The organism is Solibacillus sp. FSL W7-1464 (genome assembly GCF_038004425.1).
GTDB lineage: Bacteria > Bacillota > Bacilli > Bacillales_A > Planococcaceae > Solibacillus.
In genome coordinates this window covers 793,916-815,868 of the sequence record NZ_JBBORC010000001.1, presented here as the reverse complement: position 1 = coordinate 815,868, position 21,953 = coordinate 793,916, and the positions used below count along the sequence as shown (strand labels likewise).

General features: G+C 39.3%; 27 protein-coding genes. 8 read left to right on the top strand and 19 right to left on the bottom strand.

The genetic code is table 11. The annotated features are described in order from the left end of the window. Positions 1-49 precede the first annotated feature (49 nt). Both MKZ25_RS03830 and MKZ25_RS03825 read right to left on the bottom strand, forming a co-directional pair. Positions 50-685, bottom strand: coding sequence for a thermonuclease family protein (locus MKZ25_RS03830; RefSeq protein ID WP_340800218.1), 636 nt, complete (start codon positions 683-685; stop codon positions 50-52). Positions 686-705: 20 nt separating this feature from the next. Further along, positions 706-1,287: a phosphatidylglycerophosphatase A family protein gene (locus MKZ25_RS03825; RefSeq protein ID WP_340800217.1), complete on the bottom strand. Its 582-nt coding sequence runs from the start codon at positions 1,285-1,287 to the stop codon at positions 706-708. 177 nt (positions 1,288-1,464) lie between these two features. Between MKZ25_RS03825 and MKZ25_RS03820 the strand changes: the two genes are divergently transcribed. From MKZ25_RS03820 to MKZ25_RS03810, 3 genes are all read left to right on the top strand, one after another. Continuing rightward, positions 1,465-2,184: an alpha/beta hydrolase gene (locus MKZ25_RS03820; protein WP_340800216.1), complete on the top strand. Its 720-nt coding sequence runs from the start codon at positions 1,465-1,467 to the stop codon at positions 2,182-2,184. Positions 2,185-2,376: 192 nt separating this feature from the next. Continuing rightward, on the top strand, positions 2,377-2,892 hold the full coding sequence (locus tag MKZ25_RS03815; protein ID WP_340800215.1) for a YjcG family protein: 516 nt from the start codon (positions 2,377-2,379) through the stop codon (positions 2,890-2,892). A gap of 3 nt (positions 2,893-2,895) precedes the next feature. Then, positions 2,896-3,324 (top strand): GNAT family N-acetyltransferase, encoded by a 429-nt coding sequence (locus tag MKZ25_RS03810; protein WP_340800214.1) that lies wholly within the window; start codon positions 2,896-2,898, stop codon positions 3,322-3,324. 93 nt (positions 3,325-3,417) lie between these two features. Here the strand turns inward: MKZ25_RS03810 and MKZ25_RS03805 are convergent, their stop codons facing one another. The 6 genes from MKZ25_RS03805 to MKZ25_RS03780 form a co-directional block, all read right to left on the bottom strand. Then, entirely contained in the window at positions 3,418-3,666 is a 249-nt protein-coding gene (locus tag MKZ25_RS03805; RefSeq protein WP_079524802.1) for a stage VI sporulation protein F, read from the bottom strand. An 18-nt stretch (positions 3,667-3,684) separates the two neighbouring features. Beyond that, positions 3,685-3,837: a YjcZ family sporulation protein gene (locus MKZ25_RS03800; RefSeq protein WP_340717455.1), complete on the bottom strand. Its 153-nt coding sequence runs from the start codon at positions 3,835-3,837 to the stop codon at positions 3,685-3,687. Between the two features lie 63 nt (positions 3,838-3,900). Next, a complete protein-coding gene (gene spoVAE / locus MKZ25_RS03795; protein ID WP_445326851.1) occupies positions 3,901-4,275 on the bottom strand; it encodes a stage V sporulation protein AE in 375 nt (124 codons plus the stop codon). Beyond that, positions 4,272-5,267 (bottom strand): stage V sporulation protein AD, encoded by a 996-nt coding sequence (locus MKZ25_RS03790; RefSeq protein ID WP_251689688.1) that lies wholly within the window; start codon positions 5,265-5,267, stop codon positions 4,272-4,274. The genes spoVAE and MKZ25_RS03790 overlap by 4 nt, the downstream gene beginning before the upstream one ends. After that, the gene (gene spoVAC, locus MKZ25_RS03785; RefSeq protein WP_340800213.1) at positions 5,261-5,716 is read right to left on the bottom strand and encodes a stage V sporulation protein AC; all 456 of its coding nucleotides are present in this window, start codon (positions 5,714-5,716) and stop codon (positions 5,261-5,263) included. The genes MKZ25_RS03790 and spoVAC overlap by 7 nt, the downstream gene beginning before the upstream one ends. 1 nt (position 5,717) lies before the next feature. Beyond that, positions 5,718-6,119 (bottom strand): YhcN/YlaJ family sporulation lipoprotein, encoded by a 402-nt coding sequence (locus MKZ25_RS03780; RefSeq protein ID WP_340800212.1) that lies wholly within the window; start codon positions 6,117-6,119, stop codon positions 5,718-5,720. A 163-nt stretch (positions 6,120-6,282) separates the two neighbouring features. On the opposite strand from MKZ25_RS03780, the gene MKZ25_RS03775 reads away from it, so the two are divergent. After that, positions 6,283-6,810, top strand: a complete 528-nt coding sequence (locus MKZ25_RS03775) for a CotY/CotZ family spore coat protein (protein ID WP_340800211.1) — start codon at positions 6,283-6,285, stop codon at positions 6,808-6,810. A gap of 205 nt (positions 6,811-7,015) precedes the next feature. Here the strand turns inward: MKZ25_RS03775 and MKZ25_RS03770 are convergent, their stop codons facing one another. From MKZ25_RS03770 to MKZ25_RS03740, 7 genes are all read right to left on the bottom strand, one after another. Beyond that, complete coding sequence (locus MKZ25_RS03770) at positions 7,016-8,365, bottom strand: IS1182 family transposase (RefSeq protein WP_340800209.1); 1,350 nt, start codon at positions 8,363-8,365, stop codon at positions 7,016-7,018. Positions 8,366-8,649: 284 nt separating this feature from the next. Then, positions 8,650-8,976: a 4-diphosphocytidyl-2C-methyl-D-erythritol kinase gene (locus MKZ25_RS03765; protein ID WP_340800208.1), complete on the bottom strand. Its 327-nt coding sequence runs from the start codon at positions 8,974-8,976 to the stop codon at positions 8,650-8,652. Positions 8,977-9,016: 40 nt separating this feature from the next. Beyond that, the gene (gene mgtE, locus MKZ25_RS03760) at positions 9,017-10,387 is read right to left on the bottom strand and encodes a magnesium transporter (protein WP_340800207.1); all 1,371 of its coding nucleotides are present in this window, start codon (positions 10,385-10,387) and stop codon (positions 9,017-9,019) included. Positions 10,388-10,564: 177 nt separating this feature from the next. Continuing rightward, positions 10,565-11,449 (bottom strand): RluA family pseudouridine synthase, encoded by an 885-nt coding sequence (locus tag MKZ25_RS03755; protein ID WP_340800206.1) that lies wholly within the window; start codon positions 11,447-11,449, stop codon positions 10,565-10,567. Positions 11,450-11,460: 11 nt separating this feature from the next. Beyond that, positions 11,461-12,255, bottom strand: a complete 795-nt coding sequence (locus MKZ25_RS03750) for an NAD kinase (protein ID WP_079524781.1) — start codon at positions 12,253-12,255, stop codon at positions 11,461-11,463. Then, positions 12,255-12,932 (bottom strand): GTP pyrophosphokinase, encoded by a 678-nt coding sequence (locus MKZ25_RS03745; protein WP_340800204.1) that lies wholly within the window; start codon positions 12,930-12,932, stop codon positions 12,255-12,257. The genes MKZ25_RS03750 and MKZ25_RS03745 overlap by 1 nt, the downstream gene beginning before the upstream one ends. 150 nt (positions 12,933-13,082) lie before the next feature. After that, positions 13,083-13,466 carry a UPF0738 family protein gene (locus MKZ25_RS03740; RefSeq protein ID WP_340800203.1) on the bottom strand — a complete coding sequence of 128 codons (384 nt, stop codon included), beginning with the start codon at positions 13,464-13,466 and terminating at the stop codon, positions 13,083-13,085. A gap of 169 nt (positions 13,467-13,635) precedes the next feature. Here MKZ25_RS03740 and MKZ25_RS03735 point away from each other — a divergent pair, with 169 nt between their 5' ends. The 4 genes from MKZ25_RS03735 (at position 13,636) to MKZ25_RS03720 (ending at position 16,542) form a co-directional block, all read left to right on the top strand. Next, positions 13,636-14,223 carry a CYTH domain-containing protein gene (locus MKZ25_RS03735; RefSeq protein ID WP_340800202.1) on the top strand — a complete coding sequence of 196 codons (588 nt, stop codon included), beginning with the start codon at positions 13,636-13,638 and terminating at the stop codon, positions 14,221-14,223. Between the two features lie 8 nt (positions 14,224-14,231). Continuing rightward, positions 14,232-15,014, top strand: a complete 783-nt coding sequence (locus MKZ25_RS03730) for a lytic transglycosylase domain-containing protein (RefSeq protein WP_340800201.1) — start codon at positions 14,232-14,234, stop codon at positions 15,012-15,014. Positions 15,015-15,325: 311 nt separating this feature from the next. Further along, entirely contained in the window at positions 15,326-15,724 is a 399-nt protein-coding gene (locus tag MKZ25_RS03725; RefSeq protein WP_340800200.1) for a globin domain-containing protein, read from the top strand. Then, positions 15,721-16,542 (top strand): DsbA family protein, encoded by an 822-nt coding sequence (locus MKZ25_RS03720; protein WP_340800199.1) that lies wholly within the window; start codon positions 15,721-15,723, stop codon positions 16,540-16,542. The genes MKZ25_RS03725 and MKZ25_RS03720 overlap by 4 nt, the downstream gene beginning before the upstream one ends. 809 nt (positions 16,543-17,351) lie before the next feature. Here the strand turns inward: MKZ25_RS03720 and pepF are convergent. From pepF to spxA, 4 genes are all read right to left on the bottom strand, one after another. Further along, the gene (pepF, locus tag MKZ25_RS03715; protein ID WP_340800198.1) at positions 17,352-19,160 is read right to left on the bottom strand and encodes an oligoendopeptidase F; all 1,809 of its coding nucleotides are present in this window, start codon (positions 19,158-19,160) and stop codon (positions 17,352-17,354) included. A gap of 54 nt (positions 19,161-19,214) precedes the next feature. Next, positions 19,215-20,342, bottom strand: coding sequence for a competence protein CoiA (locus MKZ25_RS03710; protein ID WP_340800197.1), 1,128 nt, complete (start codon positions 20,340-20,342; stop codon positions 19,215-19,217). Positions 20,343-20,584: 242 nt separating this feature from the next. Next, on the bottom strand, positions 20,585-21,238 hold the full coding sequence (mecA, locus tag MKZ25_RS03705; protein WP_340800196.1) for an adaptor protein MecA: 654 nt from the start codon (positions 21,236-21,238) through the stop codon (positions 20,585-20,587). A 313-nt stretch (positions 21,239-21,551) separates the two neighbouring features. Continuing rightward, positions 21,552-21,950 carry a transcriptional regulator SpxA gene (gene spxA / locus MKZ25_RS03700; protein WP_008403575.1) on the bottom strand — a complete coding sequence of 133 codons (399 nt, stop codon included), beginning with the start codon at positions 21,948-21,950 and terminating at the stop codon, positions 21,552-21,554. Positions 21,951-21,953: the final 3 nt, after the last annotated feature.

Genomic DNA, 21,953 nt, shown 5'->3' with positions numbered 1-21,953 from the left:
TATATTTTCAATTCCGCTTACATCTTTTTAAGTTATTGAAGAACCCCAATTACTTGCTTACTTCTTCCGGGTGGAAACCGTCACGCTGTAAATAGTTGTCATGGGCCCAAATGTTCAGCTCATCTTGTTCAGCTAGTTGCTGAATTTCCAAAAGCTCATCTTCCAGTGTATCGTTCGGTTTATTAACATAACGTACTGCTGCCAGACCTTCACTTAATAAAACCTCATGCAAACTTACACCATCTACAAAAGCATAGGCCAATAACCGGTCATAATTATCGGTCTCAGGGCCTTTATCGAATAAAAGTTGAACAGATTCCGCCTGTTCCAGCAGTTCAACCGTACGTTCCTTTGCCTCTTCTGCGTAAGGCATTGGTTCGCCTTTATTATAATTCATTTCTGGCGTATCAATCATCAGAAGACGTACACGTTCTTTTTTACCATCCATTTCGACATTGAATGTATCGCCGTCATTGGCATTCAAGTATTTCACGTCGATTAGCTGATTGCCTGTTTTGTCCATCGCAATATCAGTTGTAATTTTGTATTCGATATTCTGTTCCGTAATTTCAGTGGATGTTGTTTGCTCTGTATCTTTTTTAGGTTCACTAAATGCCAAGTATAAACCTACTGCAATAATAATTGTACCACTCGTAATTAGCGTTTTTACATCTTTTAATTTCATCGTTTCTATTTAAATCCTTTCTAAATCTCCGTATTTGACTTAGGATTTGGTCCTAATTCTACTGGTGGAATATCTGCGAATGTACCGCCTTCTTCTTCTAAATCGCGCATACGGTGTGCCAGACGTGAAGCCGCACATGCAGCGATGCTCCCGACTAGATCGTCTAAAAATGTATTGACCGATTCACCTGCTTTTGTATCCAGCTTTTCAATGATTCCGATTTTTTGTTTATCCAAATGACCGAAAGTTGTTACAGCAATACTTCCATACGTAAATACCGACCCTAATGCCAATGTTTCATCGACACCAAACAACCCTTCATCCGCCTCAATAATTGCTTGAAGTGGTGCTGACAGCAACCTTTTCTCTGCCAGCTCGTCAAGTTCGATGCCGACAAGCACAGCATGTTGTACTTCACGTTTATTTAATACACGAACAACCGATTGAATGCAGTGTTCGATTGTTAAACCTTCATTATATGGTGATTGCATCGTAAACACGATTTCAGCAATATCTTCAATTGTTACATGACGACGTTCCAACGCGTTATACGTAGCTTTTGTTACTTCGTCTGAATGTACACGAATATTTTTATTATGCATAAGATATCCTCACTTTTGTTTATTTTAAGCACTCATTTTTCCCGCATTGACGGGTAGTAATTTATCTGCCTCGAAAGCATGGCGTCAGAGGCAAAACGTATAGCTTTCTTTATATATTACACCTTTATTTTACTATATGATACAATTTTAGATACATCAACATACAGGGGTGACAACATGGAGAGAGGCACAGTAAAAGATGTTGCTTTTTTTAGCAATGCATTAAACGAGGAGCTGGAGTTATTAATTTATATTCCAGCAAATTATTCCCCATTATATGAATATAACATTTTAATCGCATCCGACGGTAAAGATTACTTTCAGCTAGGAGGCATTCCGCGCCTTGCGGATGAACTGATCGACGGCTACCTAATTGAAAACACAATTATAGTTGGTGTGCCATACAAAAATTATGAAGATCGAAAGCGAAAATATACACCAGCAGGGGATCAATTTGAAGCGTATATGCGGTTCTTGGCACATGAACTCGTACCTTATTTAGATGATGAATTTTCAACTACACAAGTTGGCGGTGGGCGTGCATTAATAGGTGATTCTATGGCTGCAACCATATCATTGATGACTGCAATCCATTATCCTAATATTTTCGGCAAAGCCATTCTACAATCACCTTATGTAGATGAGCTTGTATTGCAGGCTGTAAAGGATGCGAAAAACGTAGATATTCTTTCGTTGTACCATATTATCGGCCTACAGGAAGATCAAGTGGCATTAAAAGATGGGACCGTCAAAGATTTGTTAACACCGAACCGTGAGCTGCATCAACTTTTTGTTCAACATGGTATTGATACATTCTATGAAGAATTCAATGGTAATCATACATGGACTTATTGGAAACCTGATTTAAAACGGGCACTAATTGAAATTTTCGGATAATAGTGTGTGTTGGAAATGTTTATTCACAAATTTTTCTGTTATAATTAAAACAATTACGCCTTGGTGTGGCTGTATCTAGATTTTTGTTAGCATGATTATTTGTTTAAATCTATGCCATTTACAGGACGTCTCACTTTCATTTAGCACGGTGCTATATGAAATTTTTTATAAAATTTTTAGGGGGTAATGAATTTGAAATACGGTATTGTTGCTTTTCCATCTAAAAAATTACAAGATTTAGCGAACACTTATCGCAAACGCTACGACCCGCATTATGCGTTAATCACACCTCATGTTACATTAAAAGACGCGTTTGACGCGGATGAAGCTGAAATTGGAGAAATCTCAAAACATTTGCAGGAAGTGGCATCAAGGTTTGCACCTTTACAAATTCACGCCTCTCGAATCAGTTCATTTTACCCGACGACGAATGCTATTTACTTCCGAATCGAACCAACGCCGCAGTTGGAGAGTATTCAAAAATCAATACAGGAAAAAATCAACTTGGGTGCGCCAAAGCATGTGTTTATGCCACACATTACAATTGCGCAAAAAATGAGCGCTTCCGAGCATGATGATATTTATGGTCAGTTGCGTATGGTTGGAGTAGATGAAAAAGATTCAATCGATCGTTTCCACTTGCTTTACCAATTGGAAGACGGCTCATGGACAACTTATGAAACATACAAATTGACTGGAGCTGAGTAATACGTGTTTGAAGTAAAACTAGTTACAACCGACGAAGACCGCGAACGTGCATTTGCACTACGGAAAGAGGTGTTCGTCAAAGAACAAGGGGTTCCATTAAGTCTGGAAATAGATGACTACGATGAGACGGCCGTTCATTTTTTAGTAAATGAAGGTGAAAATTCAATTGCTACAGCACGTCTTCGGGTAGTTGAACCGAAAGTCGGAAAAGTGGAGCGCGTTTGTGTATTGAATAACTATCGTGGTAAAAGACTTGGCGCATTAATTATGGAAGCTGTTGAACAATACGCAAAAAATGCAACGTTTGAAAAGCTTAAATTGAATGCCCAAAGCTATGCAATACCTTTCTATGAGAAGCTGGACTATATTGTCACTTCCCCGGAATTTATGGATGCCGGCATTCCACATCGCGCTATGGAGAAGAAAATTTAATTTTTTAAATCTCATAAAAGTAAAAAAACATCCATTTCCCGCCGGAGAAAATGGATGTTTTTCGTATTGTTTTGCCACTTTTAAAGTTCCGACTTACCTCATCATTTTCTCGATTTTTGAAAAATCCAAAGATTTACCGTCTTGAATGATTGACTGCACAATTTTGTCTTCAAGTTCACTCGTAATCGGTTTATTTGCAAGACGGCTCACTTTTTTCACGATTTTCCGAACTTGTTTTTCATCCGAGAAATCTGCATACGTCAATGCATTTGCAAGCGTCATAATTTCATCGAAATCAACGCCGGTTTTGCGCTCCACTTTTTTAAAAAACGAACGATCCATACTGTTTACTAACCTCCCTTAAATAAATGCGCTACCAACGATAATAAGTAAAATAAAGAGTACAACGATCAATACGAATGTCATACTGTTATTACCGCCATAGCCTGGGGAACAGCCATAATCACAACCACCATGTTGCCAACCTTGCTGCTGCCAACCATATCCAGACATACTTATACCCCCCTTTCTATTTTGTAGTGTATGCAAACACTCAAAAAAAAGGAGGGTATTCGTCTAATCTACTTTTCCTTTAGGCTTAAATATTAATGCCGCGATAAATCCAAATAATATCGCAGCGCTAATTCCAGAGCTCGTCACCTCGAACATACCTGTCAACAGGCCAATCCAACCGTGTTTTTCAGCTTCAGCCATCGCTCCATGCGTCAGTGAATTCCCAAACGAAGTAATCGGAATTGTCGCACCGGCACCGGCAAAATTTATGAAAGCTTCATATAAATTAAGTCCATCTAAAATTGCTCCTACTACAACTAAAATGGATAAAGTATGACCAGGTGTCAGCTTTCCTACATCCATTAATAACTGACCAATTACACAAATCAATCCACCAACGACAAATGCCACTAAAAATGTAAAGCCGATTGTAATCACCCCATCCCGATTTCAATTGCATGTGCTGTGCACGGAATTGACTCACCTTGTTGAAAAGAAAGCGGCGATAAAAGTGCTCCTGTCGCTACTAATAATGCGCGCTTGTAACGACCACTTTTAAATTGTTCCATCATATAGCCGCTATAGACTGCAGCAGAACAACCCGCACCACTCGCCCCTGCCAAAAATGCTGTATCTTCACCGTAAAATTCTGCACCGGCATCACGGAATCTTGATAAATCTTCTTTTTTCACACCACTTTGGGCAAACATCGCAATTAAAATTTTCAATCCGATTTTCCCTAAATCACCTGTCATTATGACATCGTAATCCTGTATTGTTTGCGAACGCTTTTTTAAATGTGCCTGAATCGTATCAAATGCTGCCGGTGCCATTGCTCCACCCATATGAAATGGATCTGTCGCTCCGTAATCAATTACTTTTCCTATTGTTGCGGCTTCTACATATGGAAGTTTCGGCTGATGCTTACCAACTAATACAAATCCTGCTGCTGTTACAGTCCACTGAGCAGTTGCAGGCTTTTGACCTCCATAATCAACCGGATAGCGAAACTGGCGTTCGACCGAGTTATGCTGGCTTGAAGCACCTGCAATGGAAAAATCGCTGGCACCCAGTTCTGTCAATAAAGAAGCAATAACTATAGAAGAGACAGATGTTGCACAGGCAGAAAAAAGACCGATAAACGAAACAGCCAGTTCCCGTGCTGCAAAGTTTGTGGGTGTCATTTGATTAACTAAGTCTCCGCCCAGTAAATAATCAATATCCAAATTATTTAAATTCGATTTTTTTAATATTGTCTGACATGCATCTGAAATGAGAACGGCATTCCCTTTTTCATTTGAATCTTTTTGCAACCGTTCATCGGTTGATATTTTGTCAAAATACGTTTGAAAGACACTCCGTTTTTCCAAAGGCCCTACTACAACACCTGAAGAAAGAATGGATGGCTTTGACTGAAAAACAATTACCACGCCGCGACACCTACCGATACTAGTATTAATTTAATCAAGGTTACAAAAAAGGCCGAGACTACTCCAAATAAAATAACCGAGCCGGCAAGCTTGAACATGTTACTGCCGACACCTAATACAAGGCCTTCCGATTTCCCTTCAATTGCTGCAGAAACAACAGCATTACCGAACCCCGTTACCGGAACTGCACTTCCAGCTCCCGCAAATTGGCCTAGTTTACGATATTGTCCGAACCCTGTCAGAAGCATGGCGATAAACACCATTGTTGCCACTGTTGGGTTACCCACAGTTTTCTCCGTAAAATCAAAAAACATCATATAAAAAAAGGAAATTGCTTGTCCTACACAACAAATAACACCGCCAACAGCAAATGCTTTTAAACAATTGATGGCAAGAGGCGTTTTAGGTGTAATTTGATCTTTTAACGTAGTATATTGTTGCTCTTTCAAGTTACGTTTCCTCCTTAGCTAGCTTTTTTAACGCATGCAATTCTTTCAGCATTTTTTTCTGGTCTTTTTCTTCCATTAATTTAGTCGATTCCCAGAACATTTTAAAATCTGCAGAAACATTGACTTTACTATCGGAAAATTTCTCTTCTAATTTTTTCTTCCAATCTTTTTCAATTTTTTCTCGATTCCATTTTTCCAAAGGTTTTAATTGCATTGCGACAAATAATTCATCTTCAATTACTAAAAGATTTGCCTGTTCTATTGCATCATCTTCTTTTAAAAGTTTTTCTACTTCCTGCTGATTCTGTACATTGTCTGTCATCGCATACGTTGCAACTTTCTCCCGGTCATTGCAGCCTGCAAGAATTAAAACTAAGCTCAATGCCATAAATGCTTTCCACATAAAAGTCACCCCCTTTAGTCCATTTTTCTCCAAGTATAACCTGTCGTATTTTGAATTATTCATCGCCCAAAGAAGTTTGACAAAACCTGTTCATTCGCCCGATTCTTTTAAAACCTGGGTCATATTATTAGTAAGAGTTAAGTAAACCGGAGGTGAAAAATTTATGGGTTGTGGAAGAGGTAATAATGATGTAGGTGGAACTGGTGGACATCACCCATCACGTGGCTGTGTTTGTGAGGTTGTCCGTGCGATTTTAGAAATTCAAAATGCGGCAGTACAGGATGAATGCAGTCGCTGTACAACAAACTGTTTCTTAGAGCCACTGGGTGGAATTGTTAACCCATCACGTTCAAATGTCGACACACGTGTATTTACTTTATTAAACAAGGATGGATCTCCATTCTTTGCAACATTCACTACAGCAGAAGGCAATGCTTGTCCTTGTGTATCAATGTATTTCCGTGTTGAAGATGTATTTGATGGCTGCTGTGCAACATTACGTGTTCTTGTACCACAAGATGACAAAGAACATGCAGTTGATTTACTAAACGATCACGGAACAGCTATTGATTTCCGTCAAGTATGTAAAGTGACACAATTTGAGGCTTCAGATAGCTGTATCACAGTCGATTTAGATTGCTTCTGTGCTGTTCAATGTATCGATGATGTGTACCTTGGCATTTGTGATTAATTCTTAACGCATCTCGCGCATATAGTGCGAGATGCTACTTTCTTTTACGAGAACTAAAAAAGAGGAGCCATTTACTTGGCTCCTCTCAGATTGTCGACAAAAGGCATCGAGAGTTCGCCTCTCGATGCCTTTTGTCTTTTCGTTCCCCAAATTAATGGACAGAATTTGGGGAACGTATCCCCTCTTCGAGGGAAGATGCCCTCATCTAAGCTCCTTGCCAAGTCCATGTGGCAAGTTTCTTCAAGTTCATGGCAGCAAAAGTAAGCATCGCCTGCATGGACAATTTTTTAAGGCCCCTTAAAGTTGTCCATCGCATACCATGCTTTTCTTTTGCATCCGCAAAGACACGCTCAACCGTTTCTTTACGTTTCGCATAGATTGATTTAATTTCATGATGATGACGAAGATGTTCCGCTTCTTCTACATATTCGGCCCAAATATGACGTTGAATCAATTTCGTATGATTTTTGCTTTCTGTACATTGTGCTAAAAATGGACAGTTGGCACAAATCGCGGAATTTGATTTGTATTGGCGGTAACCTTCTTTCGTAGTTGTCACATATGGTAACATCTGATCATTTGGGCAAATGTAGCAATCATAATGTTCATCATAGACATACTCATGTTTACGAAAGAAGCCATCTTTCGTTTTGGGTCTTGTATAAGGAAGAACAGGCAACATTTGATTTTCTAACAAAAAGTTCGTAATCGCAGGCGTTTTATAAGCAGCATCCGCAGCAACAGCCACTGGCTTTCTCACACGATGAATGACCTTTTCAACAAGAGGTTGTAGCATATGGCTGTCATGAACATTTCCTGGTGTCACAATTGCCCCTAAAACAAATCCACGTTCATCTGTCGCTGCATGAAATGAATAGGCAAATTGTTTTGTCCGTTCGTCCTTCACATAGTAACCACTTTCAGGGTCCGTTGTGCTCTCTTTGATTTCTTTCCATTCTTCCTTTTCAAACTTCTCCGTTGGAAACGGCTTTTTTCCGTTCTTTTCACGGTCTATGTTTAACTCTTCCTGTAGCTTTTCTTCATAAGCACGTGTCTCTTTTCGAACCATCTTTTTATCAAATTTACGTTTATTCGCACTTGCCTTAACATGTGTAGAATCAATAAAGATATGGTCAGCTGATAATAAACCAGCATCTACAATTTCTTTCAAGATACGATAGAAAATCTGTTCAAATACATCTGTATCCTCAAAACGTCGCGTATAATTTTTCCCAAACGTAGAGAAGTGAGGCACTTCAGTATGAAAACCGAAACCTAAAAACCAACGGTACGCTACATTCGTTTCAATTTCCTTAATCGTTTGACGCATCGAACGAATACCAAAAACATATTGAATCATCGTCATTTTGAATAAAACAACAGGATCAATACTAGGTCTACCGAAAGGTGAATATAAGTTTTCAACTAATGGATATACAAACGAAAAGTCAATGGCTGCATCTAATTTACGAACGAGATGATTTTCTGGGACAAGCTGTTCAATCGTCAACATTTCTAATTGATTACGTTCATTCATTTGGTTTTTAGTCATCATATGGCGACACCTCTTTGATTTAGATAAACTTTATTAGAAAGAATAGATCAAGTTGATTGAAATGGAAGGGGCGACTTCTGCGGGAAAAGCGGGACTGCCGATACACCGCAGGAGCGTAGCGACGAGGAGGATTGGCACCCGCCCGCGAAACGCGTCCCCTGGAATGGAAATCAACGGTTTTTACTAGTTAACTTTATTTTAAAACAAAAAAGACTGTAGGCAAACTCGAATTTCTTCGAGTTTGTCTACAGTCTGAGAGGAGCCATTTACTTGGCTCCTCTTTTTTATAAAGTATTATGAATTAACACGATTTCATTAGCTTTTATCCAGCGCTTTGTATCGTGACAATTCAGCAATACTTGACTACCGCTAATTTTATCGATTGATCCGTGTATTTTTTCACCTGACTGCAATATAAATACCAATACCCTCGGCTCTTTCGTCGGTTTTGAAAAATAATGAAGCTGACGGGCAATAAGGGCATTTTCAATTTTTTCAGTGGCAGGCCGTACATAGATTGATGTACTTTCTTCTTCTATTTCGACGCGTTTTTCTTGTATATAAACCGGACTTGCAATAAAAAGTAATGGGTGAATTTCCACATTCCACATCCTTTTTCATACAATATGCAAAGTCTTTTCAAATCGTTCCTTACAGAATCCGGCTAATGAATGTCGATGCCAGCCCAAGATAAATGATAATACTTGTGACGTCATTCAATGTTGTGATAAAAGGACCTGACGCAACGGCAGGGTCAACACCCAGCTTATGCATTAAAATTGGTATAAATGATCCTGCCAGCGTTGCGACAATTATCGAGCAGCAAATTGATGCTCCGACAAGCAGGCCGATCATTAATGTACCTTTCCAGAAGAAAATGATCCCGACAACAATTGCACCACTTACTACTCCCATAATAAGTCCTGTGCTTAATTCCCGGACAATCAGCCGGAATTTACTTTTCCCGCCAATATCTCCTGTTGCAATCCCTCGTACTGCTACAGCCAATGCCTGTGTTCCACTATTACCGGAAGTACCGGAAATAAGCGGAATAAATGTTGCAAGCAAGGCGACTTTATCGAGTGTTGCTTCAAATATCCCCATAAGTCCCGATGTCAGCATACCTAAGAACAGTAAAATAATGAGCCATGGCAAACGCTTGCCCGCCGCCCGTAAAGGACCTGCATCATTATCATCCATATCCGCAATACCTGCCAGCTTGGAATAGTCGTCTTCTGCTTCTTCTTCAATTACGTCGATAATATCATCGACCGTAATAATCCCTTGAAGTTCCCGGCTCTCGTTGACAACTGGAATCGCCAATAGGTCGTAGTCCTTTATCAAGTTCGCGACATTTTCCTGGTCATCGGTTACTTTTACCGATACGACACGTTCGCTCATAATATCTCGGACATACAAATCCCCTTCTGCAACAATCAGTTCCCTTAAAGACATGACACCAAGGAGTCGATGTGCCTGATCCACTACAAAAATATAATAAATTGTTTCAGCGGTTTGAGCTTCCTGACGCAGCACACGCATTGCCTCACGAACCGTTGCATTTTCTACGACCGACACATATTCCGTCGTCATAATGGCCCCGGCTGTATATTCTTCATAGCCTAAAAGCTCATTAATCTCATCGACGGTTTCTTCATCCATCATATCCAGGTAATTTTCCCGTTGCTCGGTATCCAATTCATTAAGTATATCCACCGCATTGTCGGTATACATGAAGCCGAACATGGCCGCACCGTATGATGGATCCATCTCATCTAAGTACGTTTTATATTCATCATCTTCAATTTCAGTTGTTTCGAAAATGATCGCCATTTCCTGAGGAGACAAGTAACGATAAATAATTTGCCGTATGTCCGGTCCCACCTCTTCATAAAACTGTGCTTGATCATATGGATGGAGTACTAGGAAATGTTCACGGAACGACTCGATATTTTCTTCATCAAGCAGCATTCGCAAAAACGCTTCATCGTACTGGACTTCATCATTTTTTTCCTCTATCATGCTTGCCCCCTCCTTTCGACTTTTCATAACGAGTTATTTTATGATTAATTGCTGTCCCTCGTCAAGGCTAATTACGTTTTAACATTACTTTTTTGAACTCACGTAAATTCCTTCTCAACAGTATATTCCCATTTTCCCTAAAAATAAAAGATGCCAATGAAATGTTGGCATCTTACATTAGTAAATCAATCTGGAAATCTCTTCTGGCAGCTTGCTTTCAAATTGTACTCTTTCTTTCGTTAGCGGATGTTCAAATTCAATATAGCGGCAATGGAGTGCCTGGCGGTCAATGAATGCATGATTGCCTCCATATAATTCATCCCCAACTAACGGGTGGCCAATATAAGCCATATGAACACGTATTTGATGGGTTCTTCCCGTATGAAGCTTCAGGCGGATATGTGTCATGTCATTTTTAGAGGTCAGCACAGTCACATCCGTATGCGCAAATTGTCCGTCTGGACGTACTTCACGTTCAATAATGCTCGTATCCTTCCGTCCAATCGGAGCGATAATCGATTGCCGGGCTTGTTCAATGATACCTTCTGCAACTGCTTCATATTCACGGTGAATTTGTCCCTTTTTTTGCTGTTCACTCATTAAATGATGAATATGGCGGTGCTTCGCTATAAGCATCAGCCCGGATGTATCGCGGTCAAGTCTTGTCACGATATGAACAGTAGAAGCAAGCTGCTGCTGCTCAAAATAGCCATATACAAGGTTTGCAAGCGAATTATCCGGGTGTTCCCGGGAAGGGATCGAGCTCATGAAGGCCGGTTTGTCGACTAGAAGCACTGCCTCATCTTCGTACACAACAGTTAATTCTCCTTGTACAGGGATCAGTCCTTCACTTGCTTCTTCTACCGGGAAAATAATCGTCACAATATCGCCTTCTGCCAAGCGATGCCTGACATTTCTTACTTCTCCGTTAACCAAAAGTGCCCCGCCATCAAATTTAATGGCGGTCAATGCACGCTTTGAAATACCCCATTGAGCAATTGCGTCACGCAACAGTTCCTGATCAACCTTATTTGTAAATTGTAATTGAAATCGTTTATCCATATATCCTCATTCTATTCATTCGAAATAAATGAATCGTGCACACGTTCCCAGAAAGGGAATGGTCTGAAACGTGCAAACCTCACTTTTTCATTTGCTACATTAAAAGTAATCGATTTTACATCGGTTTCCGTCATGCTTATATGATCGACCGTCATATTGAATTGCTGCTCATGCACGGGTTTTAATACACAGTTATGATGTGCCGGTAATACTAAGGAAGATCCGACAGTCCGGAATACACGGTTATTGATCGATGCCATTTCCGTTATTTGCAAAGCCTGCAATGTCGGATGAATAATCGCTCCGCCCAGTGCTTTATTGTATGCTGTACTGCCCGACGGTGTCGAAATACATAAACCGTCCCCCCGGAAGCGCTCAAAATGCTCACCGTTCAGTTCCACATCCATTACAAGCGTTACGTCCGGAGATTTAATCGTTGCTTCATTCAGCGCCAAAAACGTGCTGGATTCGGAATGCTGGCGATGCACCTGCACTTCCAATAACGGGTATTCCACGACATTGTATTCCTTTTTGGCAATCGACAATACTAACTTTTCAAGTTCCGAAGGTTTCCAATCAGCATAAAAACCTAAATGTCCTGTATGGATCCCGACAAAAGCTGTTTTATCCAAACGGTGCAAATAGCGGTGGAAAGCATGCAATAATGTCCCATCGCCGCCAATCGAAAGAACAATTTCCGGCTCTTGTTCATCAAATTGTAAACCGAAATCAATTAAATAAGATTTTGCGAGCTCCATCAATTCATTTGATTGGTCATCTCTGCGTGATTGTATTGAAAACTTCATTATTTGTCACGCTCCTCTTTGTCAGTTGACTTATGGATAGCTGTATTCGTTGCTTCTTTTATTTCACTGAAGTATGCCTGTGCCTCTTGAATTTCACTTCTAATTGAGGACATTTCTTCATCCAATCGAAAGGCTGCTTCGGCCGCACTTTGCAGGCGATTTTTAATTTCTTCAGGGAAAATCCCTTTATACTTGTAGTTCATGGAATGCTCAATCGATGCCCAGAAGTTCATCGCCAAAGTACGAATTTGAATTTCCGCCACGACAACGATACGACCTTGTATCGTTTCTACCGGATATTCAATAATCATATGATGAGAACGATAGCCACTAGGTTTACTATGTGTTATATAATCTTTTTCCTCGATAATTTTCATATCATTACGCTGACGGATCAGCTCGGTTACAGTTGCAATATCATCAACGAACTGACACATAATCCTTACACCGGCGATATCTTGCAATTCATTTCCTAAACGCGCAGTCGGTTCGAATGGTATCCCTTTATCAAGCGATTTGTCATATATACTAGCAAGTGGTTTTACACGACCTGTAACAAATTCAATCGGCGAATTGGCACTCATAATACCAAATTGCGAACGCATTCCTTTTAATTTAATTTTAAGTTCATCCACAGCTTGTCGATATGGACTCAAAAATACTTCCCACTGCCCCAATTTAAAAACCCCCCAACTAGAAATAGTACATTCCTGTCACACTATTTCATCAACACGTTGTTTCAAACAATTATACTTCTTGTAGACGAGAAATACACATTTCACACCTAAATCGCGTGAAGTGTTTGTTTTTCCGCGATTAGTTACATGCTATTTATTCAAGAATTCGGCAAATGCCTTTTCGATATTCCCAACAAATTGATCTCCATAGTTGCTGTTGCCTTCAATATTATAAAGCAATCCTTGTAATTCATCAGCAAATTGTTCAAGCGACAACAAACCGTCCTCCACTTTCAAGTATGCCTTTTGCTCTGTCAATAACATTTGTAAGAGCTGCGGCCATACATTGTTCGCAAAACTTATATAACTGTATGCCTCGTTTTCTTCTATGATATAAAGAAACGCCTCATTATCCGAATCGACGATCACTTGACCTGTCGATTGCAATTGGCTAAGTTGCTTCTTTTCATTTAAAATAAAATGGATTTCATTATGTACTACTTCAACATGATCGATAATATATACGTTTCGCAATGAATTAATCTCCTTTTTCTATTCATTACCGGAAATTGTCCGATAATAAAATTGATGATTCATCTACCCTTCACATTTTACCATAGGACACTCGATTGGTGCAGAAACGTTTGACTGTTTTCAGCCACCTCAATTTAAATGAAAACTATTACTTTAAAGGATGATGACAATGACACAGCAAATTGAAATAGAATTTAAGAATATACTAACAAAGTCACAGTATGAACAGCTTCTTGAATCTTTCTCCATAAAACGCGAACAAATTATTCGCCAAGTTAATCATTACTTTGATACGAAAGAAAACCATTTAAAACAAATTCACAGTGCTCTTCGAATTCGCGTCGTTGAAGATTCGATTGAATTTACGTTAAAAGAGAAAACTTCCAAACACCAGCATTTAGAAACGACAGATTATTTAACCCGGGAAGAAGCAGATCGTATGCTCGCAGGTGACGAAGTGCCCCCGTATTCAGTAAGTGAAAGGCTGGCACTGTTCAATATTCCCGTTGGTGATTTACATTGTTACGGAACATTGACGACTGACCGTGTGGAGATTCCATACAAAGGCGGTTTGCTCGTGTTTGACCATTCTTTCTATTTGCACTGTGATGATTATGAGGTAGAATATGAGACACATGATGAAGCTGTCGGAAAAGAAATTTTCTCCGAATTTTTAGCACATCATGCAATTGATCCACAGCCTGCGCAAAAGAAAATTGTGCGCTTTATGACGGCTTTAAACAATCAGAAAGGCTAGGTGCTGTGATGGATATTTCATCAATGAAAACATTGCTTGAACTTCAGGCAATTCAAAATTTAAATTCATCCAATCAGTCAGGCTCAAGTGAATTATCATCTTCTGCGTCGACTTTATTTTCAGATTTAATGAGCGACATTTTAAATGGACAATCTTTATCAAGTTCGCTAACCGGACTTGGTGATGTGAGCACTTTCCAGCAGTTAACGGACTCCGGTCAAACTTCCAATTCGCAGCAGCAAAACTTGGCTGTTCAAAACTATATCGCACCATTTTTGTTGAATCAATCAACAAACTTGACGAATTTACCGGGTACATTCACTAGCTTTTCAGCAAGTAATGAAACACCCACAATTGAACAGTATATGACGGATTTTACAAGAAAGACCGATGCAGCAAATTTCTTTGCCGGTGCTGAGACCTATCAGGCAGAAATTGCTGCTGCCGCTAAGAAATACAATTTACCTGAAAAACTGATCACTTCCGTTATTAAACAGGAGTCGAATTTCAATGCGTCTGCCACTAGTGCTGCCGGGGCATCGGGATTAATGCAGCTTATGCCCGCAACAGCGCGCCATTTAGGGGTGTCCGACCGCTTTGACCCTGCCCAAAATATTATGGGTGGTGCAAAATATTTACGCCAAATGCTCGATCAGTTTGATAATAATGTAGAAACGGCCCTTGCCGCCTATAATGCAGGCCCTGGAAATGTAAAAAAATATGGGGGTATCCCACCTTTTCAGGAAACTCAAAATTATGTTAAAAAAATAATGAACTTCATGAATGTGTAAATTTTTGATGTACTTGCAGTAGGAATTTGTAGACGAAGGCCAAAATGGATTTCTAGAATTGATTGGATTTGCTCCTGAAATGTTCTAATTTGGATTTGCTGGAAAATCGTTGTGGATACGTATTGAATCAACATTTCCACTGCCATGTTATAACTTGTAAAATGCCCTTCAAATTTTTTGGCAGGGCACTTTATTTGTTAAAACGGCCTTACGTTGCTAGAATGATTGTATCGCCTAAATGAAATTTACATTACTTACATAACATTCATATTTCATATACTGGCAGAGAAAGACACAAAGGAGTATAACTAATGAATCGAAAATATACGATTCCTTATGAGGAACTCGGTGCTGAAAAGCTTTCTGAATTAATTAACGCGTTCTACTCTCGAGTGGCGAAGCATCCTTTATTAATTCCAATTTTCCCAGAAGATCTGACGGAAACAATTCGTAAACAAATACAATTCCAAACACAGTATCTTGGGGGGCCTAACCTTTTCTCAGAAGAACATGGCCATCCGATGATGCGTGCTAGACATATGCATTTTAAAATTACACCCGATCGTGCCCAGGCATGGCTTGAATGTATGGCAGAAGCGATGGACGAAGTGGGCTTGAACGGTAAATTCCGTGAAGTTTACTATAAGCGTCTTGTTATGACTGCTCACCATATGGTCAATGCCCCAAATGATGAGGAGGGATTTGAGTGAATAATGTCCAACTTTTACAGCAACCTGTAGCACCATCTACATGTAATAAACCGATTGAGCTTTATATTTTTATTGACCCTCTTTGCGAAAAAGCATTATCCATGCAAATGACAATGCGGAAACTGCAAGTAGAATACGGTCATTACTTTACATGTCGATATGTCCTTAGTACGGAACTCGCTGCTCTTAACAGCATGACGAGCCGGATGAAAGGCTGTGTTTCCGGAGCGGAATTGGATATTACACATCCAGCATTACCTTCAATTGCAATTAAAGCGGCCGAACTTCAAGGAAAACGTGCAGGTTTCCGCTATTTAAACAAAGTTCAGGAAGTAGCGACACTTAATACACGCAACATCAATTCACATGCGACGTTAATTGAAATCGCACAGCAAGTCAATCTGGATATGGATGAGTTCGTATCTGACTTCGGTTCAAAGGAAGCGGCTCGTGCCTTCCAATGCGATTTATACTTAACACGTGAAATGGAAGTTGAGGAAATTCCAAGCATCGTATTTTTCAATGAATGCATTGAAGATGAAGGGCTGAAAGTTAGCGGTTCTTACAATTATGAAGTATACGAGCATATTTTAGCAGAATTGCTTGGAGAAGAATTAATTCGCCAACCGGTCCCCGCATTAGATGATTTATTCAATCGGTTCAGCACCTTAACAACAGCTGAAGTAGCCGAAATCTATTCGATCAATGAACAACTGGCAGAACGTGAATTAAAGAAACGCATGCTTCAGCAAAAAGTAGAACGTATCATGACGGATGAAATTACACTTTGGCGTGCCAAAGAACGCACGACCTACTAAATAATTTATATAACGCACTTATACAATATTTTGACCAGCTATGCATCCATGCAGGCTGGTTTTTTTGTGTTTTACGCAAGATGTTCCGAGTAGGGAAAGGAAAAATGGAATTATTACGTGTGTGAGGATAGACATAGGCATTTTAACCCCCTGTACGTTCTGGAGCACTTGAAAAAGAAAACATTAGCCCATAAGGTAGAGGAAACACAGAAGCTGTTGTGAGGGATTTACAGCTGTTTTTGGATGACATCGTGCAGCGTTCCTTTTAGTCGACGTTTGGAACAGTGAAATGGAAATTTTTAGAATATATTTGAAACCTTTGCCTTGAAATACGGAAGAAGATGGAAATTCCCATTTTAGTATAGTGTTCTCTCCCTATTCATTGAAAAAACACAAAACCTGTAAACAAAAACAAAAGAGGCGCCTTATTCTCGAGAAATAAGACGCCTCTTTTTCACAAAGGGGATGGGAGAAATGTTCACGTTCAAACAAAGGGGTGTATGTTTGTTATGTGATTTATTTCACGATTATTACTCTATCATGGAATAATATTTCTTGCAATGCATCTTGCGCAATTTCACAAATTCGTCATATAGTAAGCGTTTCCATATAAAGAATCGAGGTTTAAAATAAATTTAACTGAATTCTTATTTAAGTCCTTGCCTAAAACGCCGATATATCAACATTCTTAAAGCCTTATCTACTAGAGCAACGGCTTGTATCCAACCCTCGCCAACCTCCAGAATAAAGTAAAATTTAATTTTTTCAAGCAAAAAACGCACCTGAAACAGATGCGTTTTCACAAACTATTAATTATTCAATAATAATTTTTCAAGCTCTTCCAACTTCTCTTCGAATACTTTACATGCCAATGCAATCGGTTCCGGAGATTCCATATCTACACCTGCAGCTTTTAATACTTCGATCGGGAAGTCCGAGCAGCCTGCTTTTAGGAAGTTGTTAATATAGCGTTCAACTGCCGGTTCGCCTTCTTCCAGAATTTGTTTAGATAATGCTGTTGCTGCTGATTGACCTGTTGCGTATTGATATACGTAATAGTTGTAGTAGAAATGTGGAATACGTGCCCATTCCAGACCGATTTCCTCATCTACTGTCATTGCATCACCAAAGTATTGTTTGTTTAAATCATAATAAATCGATGTCAATTTTTCCGATGTGATCGATTCGCCTTTTGCATCCAATTCGTGAATCATATGCTCAAACTCAGCGAACATTGTTTGACGGAATACCGTACCACGGAAACCGTCCAACCATTGATTTAATAAATAGATTTTCTGCTTATCATCATCCAATGTCTTCATTAAGTGGTCAAATAATAGTTCTTCGTTACATGTTGAAGCCACTTCTGCAACGAAAATCGAGTAATCTGCATATTGGTATGGCTGATTGGCACGTGAGTAATAACTATGCATTGAGTGTCCGAATTCATGTGCCAGTGTATAAAGGTTATTCACATTATTTTGCCAGTTCATTAACACATACGGATTTGTACCGAACGTTCCCGAAGAATAGGCCCCGCTGCGTTTTCCTTTGTTTTCAAGCACATCCACCCAACGGCTTTCCAAACCTTTTTGTACAATTTCCTGATATTCTTTACCAAGTGGCGCAAAGCTTTCTACCATCGTTTTCTTGGCTTCATCATATGTTACTTCCATTTTCACCTCTTTAACAAGCGGAGTAAACAGATCATACATATGCAGTTCATCTAAACCAAGCACTTTTTTGCGAAGCTCTACATAGCGGTGCAGTGCCGGTAAATAGTCATGAATTGTTGAAATAAGCTGGTCATACACTTTTTCAGGGATGAAGTTATTGCTCAGTGCTGCATGGCGCGCTGAATTGTAATTACGAACTTTTGCATTCGCATTATGAGCTTTTACATTACCTGCTAAAGTTGTTGCAAATGTATTTTTATATTGACCATAAGTTTTATATACTGCTTTAAATGCTGCTTCACGTACTTCACGGTTGTCACTTTCCAGCATTGTAATATAGTTACCGTGCGTAATTTGTACTTCTTCGCCATCTTCCCCTTTAATTTTAGGGAATTCCAAGTCTGCATTATTTAATGCACTGAATGTTTTGCCGGCTGTCGAAGTCACTTCAGAAAATTGTGCAAGTAATTCTTCTTTTTCAGCTGAAAGGATATGAGGACGGCCCAAGTTCAGTTCTTTTAAGCTTTGTTCGTATAGTGAAAGCGGTTCATAGCTTTCTACATAGCTGTTTAACGTCGCTTCGTCCAACGCTAAAATTTCAGGCGTAATAAATGACCATGCCGCGCCTACATTTGTAAGAACAGAACGCACACGCCCATCCAAATCCTGATACTTGCCGTTCGTAGTATCCTGGTCATGTTTTAAATGTGAATATACGTATAATTTGTGCAGACGCTCGTATAATGCATCGCTAAACTGCAATGTTTTGTATAAGCTTTCAGCACTTTCCGCTACTTTTCCTTTATATTCTGAAGCTTGTTTTGATAATTGCTCCACTTCCTTCAGTTCAGCTTCCCACGCATCATCGGATTCAAAGATTGTTGTTAAATCCCATGTTAATTGCTCAGGTACTTCTTCACGCGTTAAAATTTGCTTTGCCATTTAGTTGCCTCCTACTATTCCGAAATTCGAAATTATAAATCTATTTAAACAATTTCAACATCCAAATGCAACCAATTCGTCGTACAGAACATTAAAAAGTTGTACTTCGTCTATATTTTCATCCGATTGCTCAATACCTAGATGTCTCAAAATTGCTAAATAATGTTCCACCGCTGCTTTCCGCTCACCCGTCAGCTCCATTTGATTCCATTCGAAAAAATATGGAATTGCATTTACATTCATCGTTTCCGGAGTGAGCGCATGGCAGTCCATAAAATGAAAAAGCCCTACTTGCCATTCTATACAGAATCGGTTAAAAGCATGCGTATTATGGACAGGAATCCCTAAAAATGCCGGTAGATTTGTCAACGTTAACCTTAATTCATAAATGGCACGGAAAAATCGATCGTTTACCCCCTTTTTGCTCAGTAGTAGACGGGGGTGGATATAGTGTTCCCGATATTTCCTGTATTTTTTCAGAAGCAGATGAAATTGGGGCTTGGATACTTTATCCGGGATCAGGAATGGAAAACGTTGTTGACTGAGGGGCAATGACTTGACGACAGCAAAATACTGCAATTTATGAAGGTGGATTAAGTTGCTTATATAGTAGAATGTTTTGCTTTCAACATCATAGGTGATGAGGAATTTCTGTTTTTTATATTGCTGGATAAACTGGCCGTTTGTATGATTGATTGAAATTTTCGCGATACCGGTAAGTTTAAATTTTTCAGGAGTGTGCAATATCCATACCGGTGTTATGTTGGCATTCAAATAGCCCGTTGTACGTTGCTGAAAAGACGAAGGCACAATTGGGCTGCACTGAAATTCAATAGCATATTGTAAATCTTTAACTGTGATGAGAAGATCCGGCCGCTGTTGAAGCTGCGGCAAAAAAGGTTCAAGAACGGGACTTACCTGAAGGTTCGTAAAAAGTTGAAAGAGGTGTTGTTTCCCAAGGAGATGTGCAGCAGATTCCCCTTCCGAAAACAAAGAATCGCAATCACTGTTTTTTTGATGGGCAAAGTGCGGGATTTTTATTTGTCCGGCCTTTAACAAAAGCCGTTCTTTACATTGGGGACAATAAAAGGATTGCTGCTTTTTTAACCTTTGTAACTCACCCGGCAGCAGTTTCGGCGTCAAATAGAATAATTGCTGTTGTTCTGTCATCGCGACCAGCATTTGCTTCCACTCCTTTTTATCCATCTTAATGAAATCAGCTTTCACTTTCAACTTACGATCGGTAACTATTGGAAACTTCTTTTTTAAAGGTATTCTACTCTTAAAATGAACTTTCCACTTTTCCGTCACTAGGGTTCTTCTACCTTTTTGTTCCAATTTCTTCAAGCGCTCTTCAACTCTCAGATTAGCTCAGTGCACACAAAAAAGCCACCTGATTTCAGGTGGCTTTTGTAACTGCTTTCCTACTCAAAATACGTAATGATTGTTTCGAAGCAGTCTTCAGCAATAATTGTCTCCGCATACTCCTCAAGGCGGTGCGCAGTAATTTTGGAAGCCGTTAAATATTCAGTACATAAAGCGATGATATTCCTCGCTTCCTGGCTTTCCAAATCTTTTAAATCTACATATAAATAGTAGTAATCCTCCCATTTATACAACACGGACTCTATTCCTAAAGGTGCTGCGCGTTTTGCAAGAGGTATTAGTTCGTCAATATCTTTAAATCGGAATCGGGCGTTTTCAAGCGATTGTTCTTCTTCTTTTGCCGCTTTGCCAATCGCATTGAAGATCGATTCTTCCATTTCATTTAATTGATCTGATATATGAAGGTCATCCTCAAAGTTGCCAGCCATTGAAGAAGTTTCGGAGTCATTACCTACAGACGCGCGTGTAACAACGACTTCCAACCCACTTTCTGAAGCGTTAATATGAATCCAGATCGGACCATCTAAATCGAAATAATCATCTGTATTTATTTCACCAATGATATCCCAGAAAAGCTCTTCACCTTTTGCGCGATTGTACCATATTTCTTCACGTGTATAACCGCGGTCCTCGATATCACTATACGTAATAAATAATTTTAGCGTATTTTCATTAATGCGTTCGATGTCCATTAGACCTCAACTCCCTTCACAGTCATTGTATAGAACGTCGCTTTATTTCCAAGTGGCATACAATATGGCGTTCTATTGCATCGGAACTTAGATACTTTTAAATATTAGAAGTATCTATAACTCTATTGTATGATGGATTGGATTAAAATGAAAAGGAAAAACATTATTCATCCGAAATTATTTGAATAATTGAAATTGTATTGCAGGAATCAATTTAAATCAAGTACTTAAGGTCTCTTACTAATATGTTCGAAAACAAAAAAAAGATGCTACAATTGCACAATATGCATCCGTAACATCATGAGCGGTATATTTAGTTAACCATGCGTTGGGCTTCTTGCAACTGGTATGCTCGTACTTTACGAGGCAGGAATCGACGAATTTCATCTTCGTTATAGCCGACTTGCAGACGTTTTTCATCTAAAATAATCGGACGACGTAACAGTCCCGGATATTCCTGAATAAGCTCATATAATCGTTGTAATGGCAATGTTTCAACATCAACATTCAACTTTTGGAAAATTTTCGAACGCGTCGAGATAATTTCATCGGTACCATCTTCTGTCATTCGTAAAATCTCTTTGATTTCACTAATTGTAAGTGGCTCGGAAAAAATGTTACGTTCTGTATATGGGATATCATGTTCCTCTAACCATGCTTTTGCTTTTCGACATGAAGTACAACTTGGTGAAGTAAATAATGTTACTAACATTGG